The sequence below is a fragment of the Gluconobacter roseus NBRC 3990 genome, assembly GCF_006538885.1.
Taxonomy (GTDB): domain Bacteria; phylum Pseudomonadota; class Alphaproteobacteria; order Acetobacterales; family Acetobacteraceae; genus Gluconobacter; species Gluconobacter roseus.
The window spans coordinates 40,958-53,214 of sequence record NZ_BJLY01000005.1; the positions used below are offsets into that span (position 1 = coordinate 40,958).

A 12,257-nucleotide genomic window follows, 5' to 3' on the forward strand; every position below is an offset into this window, starting at 1 on the left:
TCCAGCCGCAGGGTGAGATCGGGATTCATCAGGAAGGTGAGCGCTGATGAAACGTCCTGTCCGACTTGAACCTGGCCAGAAGCTGGTTCTGACCGCCAACCGTCTTCTGGATGGTCGTACCGTCTGGTGGTGTGCGGACGGAAGCTGGGATCTTCACATTGGACGCGCGGCTCTTCTGGATGCGGATGAGACGGAAGCGGTGCTGGCGCGTGTGGCCGGGGAAGCCCAGCGTGATGGTGTTGTAGGCGTTTACGATACGGCGGTGCAGGCTGTTATGCCGCCGGAGCCCGTCACCGTACGCGAAAAGATTCGGGCTCATGGTCCGACCGTTCATCCCGAATTTGCAGTGGAGAGCCAGCAGTGAGTGCTCCTGTCGGCCATTATCAGTATGACCGGATTGACCGGGATTTTCTTCAGGCGCGGATTGCCGAATTTGAGAGGCAGGTGAACCGTCGTCTGGACGGGACGCTGAGCGAGGATGAGTTCAAGCCGCTGCGGCTGATGAACGGGCTCTATCTGCAGCTTCATGCCTATATGCTGCGGGTTGCCATTCCCTATGGGATTCTGGACAGCCGGCAGCTGCGCAAGCTGGGTGAGATTGCCCGGCGGTATGATCGCGATTACGGGCATTTCACGACGCGGCAGAACATCCAGTTTAACTGGATCCGGCTTGAGGATACGCCTGCCATTCTGCGTGAGCTGGCTGAGGTGGACATGCATGCCATTCAGACCAGCGGGAACTGCATCCGCAATGTGACGGCGGATGAGTATGCGGGGGCTGCAGCGGATGAACTGGTGGATCCGCGGGTTCATGCGGAAATCCTGCGTCAGTGGTCCACACTGCATCCCGAGTTCACGTTCCTGCCCCGCAAGTTCAAGATTGCGATTTCGGGCAGTCCGAATGACCGGGTAGCGGCGCGCTTCCATGATATCGGGATTCTGGCCCGTCCGGGTGAGGATGGGGCGCCGGTGTTCCGGATTTTCGTGGGGGGTGGTCTGGGGCGGACCCCGGTCATCGGTCAGGAACTGTTTGACAGTGTGCGGGAAGAGCATCTTCTGGCGACGCTCGAGGCCATTCTGCGTGTCTATAATGCGCATGGACGGCGGGACAATATTTATAAGGCGCGGATCAAGATCCTGGTGCAGGCGATTGGCGTTGAGGCCTATCGCGAGGCTGTCGAAGCGGAGCTCTCCCAGATGGATCTGGAGCGGTATCGGCTGACGCCGGAGGCGGTTGCGGCGATCCGGTCGCGGTTTGCCGTGCCGCAGCTTGAGGCTCCGGCCGATGCGGATGCGGTTCTGGCGCAGCAGCGGCGGGATGATCCGCTTTTTGACCGTTGGGTGCGGAGCAATACGCATGTCCATCGGGATCCGGGGCATATCATTGCGACCATTTCTCTAAAACCGGCGGGGGGGATTCCGGGGGATGCGACCTCGGCGCAGATTGCGCGGCTGGCGGATCTGGCAGATGCGTATTCGTTTGGCGAGATTCGGATCACGCATCTGCAAAATGTTGTTCTGGGGCATGTGCGCAAGGACCGGCTGCGGGATCTGTGGCTGGGGCTGGCAGAAGTCGGGTTGGCGGAAGCGAATATCGGTCTGATCGGCGATATCGTGGCGTGCCCGGGTTTGGATTATTGTGCACTGGCGAATGCGCGGTCCATTCCGATTGCGCAGAAGCTGGGGGCCCGGTTTGCGGATACGGCGCTTCAGGCGGAAATCGGGGCGCTCCGAATCAACATTTCGGGCTGCATCAATGCCTGCGGGCATCACCATGCCGGGCATATCGGGCTTCTGGGTGTGGACAAGCGCGGGGAAGAATTCTTCCAGTTGACGGTTGGTGGCCGGGCCGAGAATGGTGCGGCGATCGGGACGATTCTGGGGGCGGCTCTGCCGGAAGACGAGACCGTGGATGCGATTGCGCGGCTTGTGGACTGCTATCTCGGGCGCCGGGAGAGCGGAGAGACGTTCCTCGATACGCTGACACGTCTGGGGCATGAGCCTTTCAGGGAGGCGGCATATGAAGCTGTTTGAACTCGGCGAGCGGACCGCACAGGTTCATGATGTGCTGGTGACGGTTGCAGAACTGGCGGAGCGGGATGATGCGCGGGCAGTTCTGCTGGAGAGTGCGGATGATCCGACGCTTCTGAAGCCTTATCTGAACCGGCTGGAGCTTGTGGTGCTGCGGTTCCCGATTTTCCGGGATGGGCGTGGGTTCACGCAGGCCCGGGAGTTGCAGGAATATCTGCGCTTTTCCGGCGAGATCCGGGCCGAGGGGCATATCCTGCCGGACCAGGCGGCGTTTCTGCGCCGCTGCGGGGTGGACAGTGTCGTTCTGCCGAAGGACGGCAATGGTGACCCGGCTCTGTGGGAAAAGCAGCTGCGGCAGTTTCCGGTCGCGTATCAGCGTTCGGTTCTGCCGGAGCGGTCTGTGGGGCCGGGGCTTCGGGTGGAAGAGGCGTCCTAGCGGGCGCCGAACCAGCCGCGGCGCCAGAACCAGAAGAGCGGCAGGATGACCGAAAGCGCCATCAGGGTCAGGCCGTAAGGATAGCCGTATTTCCATGAGAGTTCGGGCATGTCGTGGAAATTCATGCCGTAGATGCCGGCGATCAGGGTCGGCAGGATGCCGATCGCGCTGACCACGGTCAGGACTTTCATGCCGTCATTCTGTTCGATGCTGATGAAGCCGAGTGTGGCGTCGAGCAGGAACTGGACCTTGTTGACGGTCTGGGCATCGAAGTCGTTGAGGGAGGCGATGTCGCGACCTGCGACCTTGATGCGGGTTTTCAGGGCCTGCGGGTCTTTTTCCGTCCTGTCGCCGATATAGATTAGGATACGGTCAAGGCCGAGCAGACTGTCACGGGTCATGGAGGCGAGGTCGCCCGCATGGCCGAGGCGACGCAGGGTTTCACGCAGCATCTCGCCGGCGCGGGCGGGATCGCGGGGGTGGTCAGCCCTGAATACGCGTCTGGAAATGGCATCGAGGGCGCGACCGAGGCCTTCCAGAATATCGGCCAGGCGGTTGATGACTTCCTCGATGATCTCGACGAGGAGTTCGTTGGCGGATGGATCGCCCTTGGCAGGGTCGCGCTCCGCCTGTCGGCGGCCGACGATGTCGAAGCCGTAGTAGTCGGCATAGCGGACGGTGACGAGGCGATGGTCCGTCAGCACAAAGCCGATCGGCAGGGAGAAGGCCGTGTCTTCCTCCCGCCGGACGAGGGGTGTGGAGAGGTAAAGGACGCCATCTTCTTCATGATGCCGGGATGAACTTTCGATTTCTTCGAGTTCGTCCCGGCGGGGAACATGGGTTCCGAGGGCTTTTTCCGCACGGGCGATTTCGTCCGGGGTCGGGTTGATGAGGTCGAGCCAGACCGCTTTGGAAATATCGACGTCCGGTCCGGTTTCCCGGGCCGGAGCACCAGCGGGGCGCACCAGGAACATCAGGCAGGTCCTCGGGGAAAATGAAATGGCGGTGAGGCTCTCTCATGTCCTGCCTGCTTTAGGATCGCAAGGCCCAGACCGCGTAATTGTTTCAGAATACGTCGGAAATCAGCGTGGTGGATGGACGGCGGAGGCTGCCCTTGGTATCGCTTTGGGGCCCTGAAGTGGAACCGAGTGCGGTATGACGAACACATCTTCCCCCCTGTCATCTCCTTTGGCCAATTCCCTCCGTTCCGGTCCGGATGACCGGGGGCGGTTCGGGATTTTTGGTGGCCGCTTCGTGGCGGAAACGCTGATGCCGCTGCTGCTTGAGCTGGATGAGGCCTATCGCGCCGCGCAGGCTGATCCGGAATTCCGCAAGGAGCTGGACTATTACCTGAAGGATTATGTCGGTCGTCCGAGCCCGCTGTGGTTTGCGCAGCATCTGACGGAGGAGCTTGGCGGGGCGAAGGTCTACTTCAAGCGTGAAGAGCTGAACCATACCGGCTCGCACAAGCTCAACAACGTCATGGGCCAGATTCTTGTCGCCCGGCGGATGGGCAAGACGCGGATTGTGGCTGAGACCGGTGCGGGGCAGCACGGTGTGGCGACAGCGACGGTCTGTGCACTCTTCGGGCTGAAATGCACCATTTACATGGGTGCGACGGACGTTGAGCGGCAGAAGCCCAATGTGTTCCGCATGCATCTGCTGGGCGCGGAAGTGAAGCCTGTGACCGCCGGGGCGGGGACGCTCAAGGATGCGATGAACGAGGCCATGCGTGACTGGGTGGCCAATGTCGCCGACACGTATTTCCTTGTTGGCACTGTGGCCGGGCCGCATCCGTATCCGGAGATGGTGCGTGATTTCCAGTCCGTTATCGGGGTGGAGGTCAAGGAACAGATCATGCAGGCCGAGGGGCGTCTGCCGGATGTGATCGTGGCGGCCATTGGTGGCGGCTCGAATGCGATGGGGATTTTCCATCAGTTTCTTGATGATGTGGATGTGAAGCTGATCGGTGTTGAAGCCGCAGGGCATGGGCTGGATTCCGGGAAGACGGCAGCATCCATTTCCCGTGGCCGGCCGGGTGTGTTGCATGGCAACCGGACGTATCTGCTTCAGGACAGGCACGGTCAGATCGAGGAAGCGCATTCGATCAGCGCGGGACTGGATTATCCGGGGATCGGGCCGGAGCATTCCTGGCTGAATGATATTGGCCGGGCCGAATATGTCGGTGTGACGGATGAGGAGGCGCTTGAGGCGTTCCAGGTCTGCACGCGGACGGAGGGTATTATCCCGGCGCTCGAATGTGCGCATGGGCTGGCGCATGTCATGAAGATCGCGCCCACGATGGCGAAGGACCAGATCATTGTCCTGAATGTCTCCGGGCGTGGAGACAAGGACATCTTTACTGTGGCGCATCATCTGGGAGTGAAGCTGTGAGCCGTATCCAGACACGTTTTGCGGCCCTGAAGAAGGAAGGGCGCGGCGCGCTGATCCCGTATCTTCAGGCCTGCGACCCGGATTATGATACTTCGCTGGAGTTGTTGCGGGCGATGCCGGCGGCGGGGGCGGACCTGATTGAAGTCGGCGTGCCGTTTTCCGATCCGTCTGCGGATGGGCCGACGATTCAGGCGGCAGCACTTCGTGGCCTCAAGGCCGGGGCGACGCTAGGGCGTGTGCTGGAGATGGTCCGGGCGTTCCGCGAGACGGATAATGAAACACCGATCGTGCTGATGGGGTATCTGAACCCGATCGACAGTTATGGTCCGGCCGAGTTCTGCTTTGAGGCGGCTCAGGCAGGTGTGGACGGGATCATCGTCGTCGACATGCCGACCGAAGAAGCGGATCTGCTGGATGCGCATGCGCGGGAAGCGGGTCTCGATATCATATCGCTGGTGGCGCCGACGACGTCGAATTCCCGTCTGTTCCACGTCCTGCGGGAGGCGAGCGGGTTTGTCTATTATGTGAGCATTACCGGGATTACCGGGACGAACAGTGCGAGTGCGGCGGATCTGGAGAAGGCGCTGCCGCGGATCCGGGAAGTCACCGATCTTCCAGTCGCTGTCGGTTTTGGGATTTCCACGCCGGAGCAGGCGCGGACAGCGTCGCGGATCGGGGATGCGGCTGTTGTGGCTTCGGCTTTGATCAAGACCATGGCTGGCACGCTTGATGATGGTCGGGCGACGGAGCGGACCGTTCCGGCTGTTCTGAAGCAGCTTGAAGGTCTGGCGGCGGCCGTTCGGGCCTGATTTGTGATGTTCCGGCAGGTTGGTACCTGCCGGAACAGGATACTCAGACGCTGTCGTTGCGCAGGGACAGTCCGAAGAGGACGGTGGCGACGCCGGCCATCAGCAGTTCCACGGCAATGAACATGCCGATCAGCCACAGGCCGGACCAGGGCAGCGTCATGTAGAGCATGATGCCGATGAGCAGCGTGACGAGTCCACTAATGGCTAGGGCGAGCCAGCTTCTGTTGTTGCGGTGGCCGCCGGCCCAGAAGGTGCGGGCGAGGCCTGCGAAGATCAGGCAGCCTGCGAGGATGGCGGTCAGGAAAATGGAGCCCGTGGCGGGTTCTTCGATCAGGAGGATGCCACCAAGAATGTAGAGGCCGCCGATCAGTCCGGAGAGCCACTGGTTCGGGACGGGCAGGCCGCGATGGGCGAAGCTCTGCATGACCTGGGCGACGCCACCGATGATCATCAGAACGCCGAGGATAACCATGCTGGTCAGGGTGGTGGTGATGGCATCCAGGGCTGCCAGGATGCCGAGAATGATCAAGAAAGCTCCGAAACCGATGAACCAGCCGGGCTTGAGGCCCTGTGGGCTGGGGAAGCGGATGGTGTTGAAACTGTCGGACATGGTCTTCTCCGTTCAGGGGCGTGGTCTGTTAGGCTGCCTCTTTTTCGGGAGGTCTGCCGGATACGGGACACAACGCCCGCTGGGATGGGTCGTGCTGGTAAAGATGCCATGTTTTATGGATCAGGCGGGAGCGTTAAGAAGGGGACTGATGCGCGGGCTGGCATATTTGGCCTTCCGGCGTTAAAACGCGGCAGAGAATATGGCCCTTTGCCGGGCTTTCACCCCACTCCGTCCTTTGTCCTGAAGGCGGGCAGAAAGTAACGAGACGACATGAGCTGGATGACCGACTACGTCCGACCCAAGCTGCGTGGCCTGCTTCAGCGGGACGTGCCGGACAATCTGTGGACCAACTGCGAATCCTGCGGGCAAATGATGCTCACCAAGGAGCTGGAGCGGTCCGAGAAGGTCTGTCCGCATTGCGGGCATCACATGCGGGCGACGGCGAAGGAGCGTCTGGGCTGGACGTTCGATGGGGGGGAATACACCACCATCGAGCTGCCGAAGATGCCGGTCGATCCGCTGGGGTTCAAGGATTCCAAGCGTTATACGGACCGCCTGAAGGATGCGCGGAACAAGTCGCATCTCGATGAGGCACTGGTCGTTGCTCATGGCCTGATCAAGGGGCAGAAGACTGTTGTGGCCGTCATGGCGCCCGAGTTCCTGCTGGGGACGATGGGCGCTGCGCTGGGCGAGGCTTTTGTGGCCGCCTGCCGTCTGGCGGTTCTGCAGAAGGCGCCGCTGGTGGTCTATACGGCTTCGGGTGGGGCGCGGATGCAGGAAGGTGTTGTCAGCCTGATGCAGATGCCGCGGACGACGATCGGTGTGCAGATGCTTCAGGAAGCGGGTCTGCCTTATGTTGTTGTGTTTACGAATCCGACGACGGGTGGTGTTTCGGCGTCTTTTGCGATGCTGGGCGATGTGCATATCGCCGAGCCCAATGCGCTGATCGCATTCGCAGGGCCGCGCGTCATTCAGGATACCGTTCGCGAGAAGCTGCCGGAAGGCTTCCAGCGGTCGGAGTATCTGCGTGAGCATGGCATGGTCGATATCGTGGCCAAGCGCTCCGAGCTTCCGGAACTTCTGGGGCGGATTCTGGGCATCATGATGCGCCAGAAAACCGTTTCCGACGCAGCGGCCTGATGACTGCGGAGCGTGGGGCGCCGGTTCGGTTGTCCGGCGAATATCAGGGCCGGCCGGGTGCCGTTCTTGCACGGTTGCAGGAGCTGTATCCGGCGCTGATTGATCTTTCGCTGGGGCGGCTTGAGGCGCTTCTGGCGAAGCTGGGCAATCCCGAGCGTCATCTGCCGCCGGTCATTCACGTGGCCGGGACGAACGGCAAGGGCAGCACCTGCGCCAATCTGCGGGCGATTGCTGAAGCTGGTGGTCTGCGCGTTCATGTCATGAGCAGCCCGCATCTGGTGAGCGTGACCGAGCGCTTCCGTCTGGCGGGGCGGCTTGTGGACGAGGATGTTCTGGTGGCCGCGCTCGAAAAGGTCGAGCAGGTCAATGCCGGCGCTCCGATTACGGTTTTCGAAGTTCTGACGGCGGCGGGGTTCCTGCTGTTCTCGCAGGTTCCGGCCGATCTGGTGGTGCTGGAAGTCGGGCTTGGGGGACGGCTGGATGCGACCAATGTCGTGCCGAAGCCTGCGGCCTGTGTGATTACGCCGGTCAGTCTGGATCATGAGGCGTTTCTGGGCAGTACGGTTGCGGCCATTGCCGGGGAGAAGGCCGGGATCATCAAGGAGGGTGTGCCGGTTGTTTCGGCGGCCCAGGTACCGGAGGCGCTGGATGTCATTCGTAGCCGGGCTGCAGAGCTGAATGCGCCGCTTCGGGTGATCGGGCAGGATGTTGTTTTCACCGAGCGTGCGGATGGTCTGGAGTATCGGGATGCGGATGGTGCGCTTTCTCTGCCGCTACCGGCTCTGAAAGGGCGACATCAGGCCGGGAATGCGGCGCTGGCGGTTGCGGCCCTCCGGGTTTCGGGTGTGGCGCTGCCGCTCTCGGCTTATCAGGGCATTGCCCGGACCTTCTGGCCTGCGCGGTTGCAGAAGCTGGATGGAACACTTGCGCAGATGCTGCCTGCGGGGTGGGAGCTTTATCTGGATGGTGGTCATAATCCGGATGCCGGGCAGGTTCTGGGGACGGTTCTGGATGACTGGAAGGACCGGCCTGTCCATGTGATTGCTGGCGTAAAGCAGACCAAGGATGCTTCGGGGTTTCTGAAGCCGATTGTCGAGCGTGCGGCTTCGGTTCAGGCGGTGGCGGAGCCGGGGCAGCATCTGGCGATGCCGGTCGAAGAGATCATTGCGGCTTCGGGGGGGCGGGCGATTGCTGGCCCGACTGTCAGAGAGGCGCTGGGGCGTCTGGTTGCGGAAGGCGGAGCGCCTGCGCGGGTGCTGATCTGCGGAAGCCTGTATCTGGCGGGCGTGGTTCTGGCAGAGGATGGCTGGATCGCTAGGTAATCCGTTTCTGGCTATGGGATGGGATGGTAGAAGGACCGTGTGAACATGATCGAATCGCATTCCTCTCCAGCCGTATCTGATGGTTCCTCGAACGATGGAGATCTGGGTGTCCTGCTGAGGCGGAGCCCGCCTTCCAGCACGGCCGCCGAGCAGGCGCTTCTGGGCGCCATCCTGACCAACAACAAGGCCTATGAGCGGGTTTCGGACTTTCTGGAACCGGCGCATTTTTCCGACCCGGTTAACGGGCGGATCTATGAAGCTGTTGCCCGGCGCATTGAGCGGGGGCAGCTGGCTGATCCCGTGACCATGCGGGCGGAGTTCGAGCATACCGGTGTTCTGGATGCTGCGGGCGGTCCGGCTTATCTGGCCAAGCTGCTGACGGCGATGGTGGGTATCGTCAACGCGGGCGATTACGGTCGGGTCATTCATGATGCCTGGGTTCGCCGCCAGCTGATCGATATTGGTGAGACGGTCGTCAACAATGCCTTTGGTGCGCGGCCCGATCTGGACGGTTCCGATCAGATTGCGGCGTCCGAGGAAGCATTGTTCAAGCTTGCGACGGAGCGTGGTCAGGAAGGCGGGTTTGTCTCGTTTACCAAGGCGCTGACGGAAGCGGTCAGTGTTGCGACCAAGGCCTATCAGCGGACTGGGGACGTTGTGGGTCTGACGTCCGGGCTGCGGGATTTCGACAAGCGGACCGGTGGGCTTCATCCATCTGATCTGATTATTCTCGCGGGGCGACCTGCGATGGGCAAGACGGCGCTGGCGACCAAAATCGCGTTCTCGGCGGCACGGGCGATTCTACGGGATGCCGAGGATAGCGGAGAGAAGCCCAAAGGGTCCGTTGCGATTTTCTCGCTGGAAATGTCATCCGAGCAGCTGGCGACTCGTATCCTGTCGGGTGAAGCCGAGGTGTCGGGTGAGAAGATCCGTCGCGGTGATATCGGGCAGAAGGAATTTGACCGGTTTGTCCGGGTTGCCCGCGAACTCCAGAGACTGCCTCTTTATATTGACGATACGCCGGCGATTTCCCTGTCTGCCATGCGGACGCGCTGCCGTCGTCTGGCCCGGACGCAGGGGCTGAGTCTGGTTGTGGTGGATTACCTGCAGCTGATGCGGCCCGCTATCGGGACAAAACCCGACAGTCGTGTTCTGGAAATCTCGATGATCACGCAGGGGCTCAAGGCGATTGCGAAAGAGCTTTCCGTGCCAGTGATCGCCCTGTCGCAGCTTTCACGTCAGGTCGAATCGCGTGAGGACAAGCGGCCTATGCTGTCGGATCTGCGCGAATCGGGTTCGATCGAGCAGGATGCAGATGCGGTCATGTTTGTTTATCGCGACGAATATTACCTGCAGCAGCGTCAGCCCAAGGACAGCGCTTACGACAGCAATGACAAATTCCAGGTTGCGACAGAAGAGTGGCAGCGGAAGATGGCTCTCGTGCACAACAAGGCCGAACTGATTCTTGAGAAGCAGCGGCATGGCCCTACCGGGATGATTCAGCTGTACTTCGAAGGAGAATACACCCGCTTCGGGGATCTGGACGTCATCCACGAGTAACTTTCCCGCAGGGGTGAGTACTTTGAATGGGGGAATGGCTCTGAAAATCTTTGAGCTTCTCCCAAAGGAGGGCGTTTCGGCTGGAAAAATATCTAGCCGGACGCTTTGACGCCAAAAAAACGGCATGATTTTTTCAAAAGAATTTTTGCGGTGACAGAAACAGAATGTTGCAATTTTTCAAATCAATACTTGAGAAGTACGGATTAATGCTGAGTCCGATGTTTGAAAAAAGCTGTAATATGAAACTCTTCAGAGTGCTTTCTCTGTAAAACTTGCGAGAAAAAATGCGCTCGCAACGTCCGATTGTGGCTGCAATGCGGAAAATTGGCAGCAGCCAAAACCTGTATTAATGGCTCAAAGCCACATTTGTTCCTTGACCCCATGGCACAGTGCCATTAATTTATCGTTAATCGGTGGTTGCCATGGGGGCAATTGACGGGGAAGGAAGGGAGCTGGTCCATGAATTCAGACGATCTGATGACCGGTGACGCTTCCGATTTGTTCATTCCATCGATGAAGCGAATTGATCGTGTCGTATCGAATGGGGGGCGCCTGAATGCGTACGGAAACCAGTGAAACGGCCACTAATGGATCTCCTCATCTGGTCTCTTGGGCGGATCAGGTGTGTCGGAAGGCGTGCTTCTGTCCGTGCTCGGAGCCATGTCTTGTCGCTGGAGCACCAACTCTGGGTGCAGGGCAGCCAGCCGCAGGGCCAGTTCTTCGTCGGTACGACCGTTCAGGACGCCTTTCAGAAGAAAATCTGTCGACACGCGCAGGCGGTTCGAGAGCGCTGCGATGAGAAAGACGCTGGGCGCACGGTCTCCACGTTCGATCTTGTTGAGTGTCGAGGCATCAACGCCAAGCAGGCGGGCGCACTCGCTCTGGTTGGGCATGACGAGTTCACGAGCCCAGGAAATGCGAGTTCCGATGGCTCGTTGGAGTGCAGTCAGAGAGTCCGGGCGCTTGTGTTTGGCCATGAGGCCTTTTTAGCAATGGCTTTATGCCAAATCCAGAAGAAGTTTTTTTTATCACATGCTGTGGCATTTTGCCAAAATTGGTAACAGTTCTGTACTGATAAAGGATGTTGAGATGAAGCAGGTCAAGTCAGGTTCCGTACCCCGTCGGGTCTCCGCAAGCGCTCTCGCTGCCATGCTTGCTTCCGATGGCTGGGTACCTGAGCGGGAGGGGGCTCGCAAGAAGCGGGGGCGTCCTTCCAAAAAAGCATCTGGAGCATTCTCTTCGCGAGCACGGATGGTGACTGACAGGGAGACGGCTGAGGCGCTTCCGGCCGGGCATCCTGTGAGCTGGAATGCGCTGTGGGGTGCGGATCTGGTGCCGGTCTTTCCGGGGCTTCAGCCGATAGGCGGTCGTGACGCCGGGATGGAGATCAACTGATGCTGAATATGGTGCAGGACGTGTCTGTGGTGGGAATGTGTGGCATGCCGAACGTTGTAGTGAAGCCGACTACGGAGCGGTACCGGCATTCGGAAATCCGTGAAGTTGCAAACACGTTCCGGGTCGTGAATGCGGTGCAGTCCATGTATGATGCCGGCGATATCGGGGATGATGAACTGGCGGCGGCGGATCGGTGGTATCGGGAATATGTCTTCGCATCGCTTGGTGTGATGGAAAATCCGCCATCTGATGGTCGTATCCGTGAGCGTGGGGATATTCATACCTGGATGATGGGGCGCGGGCAGTGCTCTGCGCGGCTTACGCAGATTCGGGACATGCTTGGACTGTGCGCTCATGTCCGTCTTGAGATGCTTCTGGCGCGCGAGATGTCGTTCTCGGCAATGGCGCGTCATCTTTATCCGGCTCTGTCGGAAGGGCGCGCCCGGATGAAGGTTTCGGCTCAGTGCGCCCTGCTTCTGGAGCAGCTCGCGCATGTGTATGAGACGATGTCCAGAAACAAGAACAGGAAAAAATCTCGTTAACGATAAATTATCGCTTGC

Annotated in this window: 13 protein-coding genes; 10 read left to right on the plus strand and 3 right to left on the minus strand. The window is 60.1% G+C overall.

The features are described 5' to 3' along the window. Positions 1-46 precede the first annotated feature (46 nt). The 3 genes from GRO01_RS12095 to GRO01_RS12105 are packed head-to-tail and all read left to right on the plus strand — an operon-like array spanning position 47 to position 2,467. On the plus strand, positions 47-364 hold the full coding sequence (locus GRO01_RS12095; RefSeq protein ID WP_062507251.1) for a DUF2849 domain-containing protein: 318 nt from the start codon (positions 47-49) through the stop codon (positions 362-364). After that, the gene (locus tag GRO01_RS12100; protein ID WP_062507253.1) at positions 361-2,034 is read left to right on the plus strand and encodes a nitrite/sulfite reductase; all 1,674 of its coding nucleotides are present in this window, start codon (positions 361-363) and stop codon (positions 2,032-2,034) included. The genes GRO01_RS12095 and GRO01_RS12100 overlap by 4 nt, the downstream gene beginning before the upstream one ends. Beyond that, positions 2,021-2,467, plus strand: a complete 447-nt coding sequence (locus GRO01_RS12105; RefSeq protein WP_062507255.1) for a DUF934 domain-containing protein — start codon at positions 2,021-2,023, stop codon at positions 2,465-2,467. Before GRO01_RS12100 ends, GRO01_RS12105 begins: the two co-directional genes overlap by 14 nt. On the opposite strand, the gene corA is transcribed toward GRO01_RS12105, so the two are convergent. After that, entirely contained in the window at positions 2,464-3,441 is a 978-nt protein-coding gene (corA, locus tag GRO01_RS12110) for a magnesium/cobalt transporter CorA (protein ID WP_062507257.1), read from the minus strand. The genes GRO01_RS12105 and corA overlap by 4 nt on opposite strands. 181 nt (positions 3,442-3,622) lie before the next feature. On the opposite strand from corA, the gene trpB reads away from it, so the two are divergent. Together trpB and trpA are read left to right on the plus strand one after the other, a co-directional pair. After that, positions 3,623-4,861, plus strand: coding sequence for a tryptophan synthase subunit beta (gene trpB, locus GRO01_RS12115; protein ID WP_062507259.1), 1,239 nt, complete (start codon positions 3,623-3,625; stop codon positions 4,859-4,861). Beyond that, complete coding sequence (gene trpA / locus GRO01_RS12120; protein ID WP_062507261.1) at positions 4,858-5,670, plus strand: tryptophan synthase subunit alpha; 813 nt, start codon at positions 4,858-4,860, stop codon at positions 5,668-5,670. Before trpB ends, trpA begins: the two co-directional genes overlap by 4 nt. Positions 5,671-5,713: 43 nt before the next feature. On the opposite strand, the gene GRO01_RS12125 is transcribed toward trpA, so the two are convergent. Further along, a complete protein-coding gene (locus tag GRO01_RS12125) occupies positions 5,714-6,280 on the minus strand; it encodes an HdeD family acid-resistance protein (RefSeq protein WP_062507263.1) in 567 nt (188 codons plus the stop codon). Between the two features lie 270 nt (positions 6,281-6,550). Here GRO01_RS12125 and accD point away from each other — a divergent pair, with 270 nt between their 5' ends. From accD to GRO01_RS12140, 3 genes are read left to right on the plus strand one after another with little or no spacing between them, the layout of a single operon-like run. Further along, complete coding sequence (accD, locus tag GRO01_RS12130) at positions 6,551-7,420, plus strand: acetyl-CoA carboxylase, carboxyltransferase subunit beta (RefSeq protein WP_062507265.1); 870 nt, start codon at positions 6,551-6,553, stop codon at positions 7,418-7,420. Further along, positions 7,420-8,742 carry a bifunctional folylpolyglutamate synthase/dihydrofolate synthase gene (locus tag GRO01_RS12135; RefSeq protein ID WP_062507266.1) on the plus strand — a complete coding sequence of 441 codons (1,323 nt, stop codon included), beginning with the start codon at positions 7,420-7,422 and terminating at the stop codon, positions 8,740-8,742. The genes accD and GRO01_RS12135 overlap by 1 nt, the downstream gene beginning before the upstream one ends. Positions 8,743-8,787: 45 nt before the next feature. Then, positions 8,788-10,302 (plus strand): replicative DNA helicase, encoded by a 1,515-nt coding sequence (locus GRO01_RS12140; protein ID WP_062507268.1) that lies wholly within the window; start codon positions 8,788-8,790, stop codon positions 10,300-10,302. Between the two features lie 584 nt (positions 10,303-10,886). On the opposite strand, the gene GRO01_RS12145 is transcribed toward GRO01_RS12140, so the two are convergent. After that, positions 10,887-11,279 (minus strand): helix-turn-helix domain-containing protein, encoded by a 393-nt coding sequence (locus GRO01_RS12145; protein WP_062507270.1) that lies wholly within the window; start codon positions 11,277-11,279, stop codon positions 10,887-10,889. A 112-nt stretch (positions 11,280-11,391) separates the two neighbouring features. Between GRO01_RS12145 and GRO01_RS12150 the strand changes: the two genes are divergently transcribed. Further along, the gene (locus GRO01_RS12150) at positions 11,392-11,697 is read left to right on the plus strand and encodes a hypothetical protein (protein ID WP_062507323.1); all 306 of its coding nucleotides are present in this window, start codon (positions 11,392-11,394) and stop codon (positions 11,695-11,697) included. Between the two features lie 44 nt (positions 11,698-11,741). Continuing rightward, complete coding sequence (locus GRO01_RS12155; protein ID WP_306414176.1) at positions 11,742-12,239, plus strand: hypothetical protein; 498 nt, start codon at positions 11,742-11,744, stop codon at positions 12,237-12,239. Positions 12,240-12,257: the final 18 nt, after the last annotated feature.

What these genes read in the sequence shown, in the direction of transcription:
- GRO01_RS12095 (WP_062507251.1), top strand. Translation starts at nt 47, where the DNA reads ATGAAACGTCCTGTCCGACTTGAACCTGGCCAGAAGCTGGTTCTGACC.
- GRO01_RS12145 (WP_062507270.1), bottom strand. Translation starts at nt 11,279, where the DNA reads ATGGCCAAACACAAGCGCCCGGACTCTCTGACTGCACTCCAACGAGCC.
- GRO01_RS12155 (WP_306414176.1), top strand. Translation starts at nt 11,742, where the DNA reads ATGCCGAACGTTGTAGTGAAGCCGACTACGGAGCGGTACCGGCATTCG.
- GRO01_RS12135 (WP_062507266.1), top strand. Translation starts at nt 7,420, where the DNA reads ATGACTGCGGAGCGTGGGGCGCCGGTTCGGTTGTCCGGCGAATATCAG.
- accD (WP_062507265.1), top strand. Translation starts at nt 6,551, where the DNA reads ATGAGCTGGATGACCGACTACGTCCGACCCAAGCTGCGTGGCCTGCTT.
- GRO01_RS12150 (WP_062507323.1), top strand. Translation starts at nt 11,392, where the DNA reads ATGAAGCAGGTCAAGTCAGGTTCCGTACCCCGTCGGGTCTCCGCAAGC.
- trpB (WP_062507259.1), top strand. Translation starts at nt 3,623, where the DNA reads ATGACGAACACATCTTCCCCCCTGTCATCTCCTTTGGCCAATTCCCTC.
- GRO01_RS12140 (WP_062507268.1), top strand. Translation starts at nt 8,788, where the DNA reads ATGATCGAATCGCATTCCTCTCCAGCCGTATCTGATGGTTCCTCGAAC.
- corA (WP_062507257.1), bottom strand. Translation starts at nt 3,441, where the DNA reads ATGTTCCTGGTGCGCCCCGCTGGTGCTCCGGCCCGGGAAACCGGACCG.
- GRO01_RS12105 (WP_062507255.1), top strand. Translation starts at nt 2,021, where the DNA reads ATGAAGCTGTTTGAACTCGGCGAGCGGACCGCACAGGTTCATGATGTG.
- GRO01_RS12125 (WP_062507263.1), bottom strand. Translation starts at nt 6,280, where the DNA reads ATGTCCGACAGTTTCAACACCATCCGCTTCCCCAGCCCACAGGGCCTC.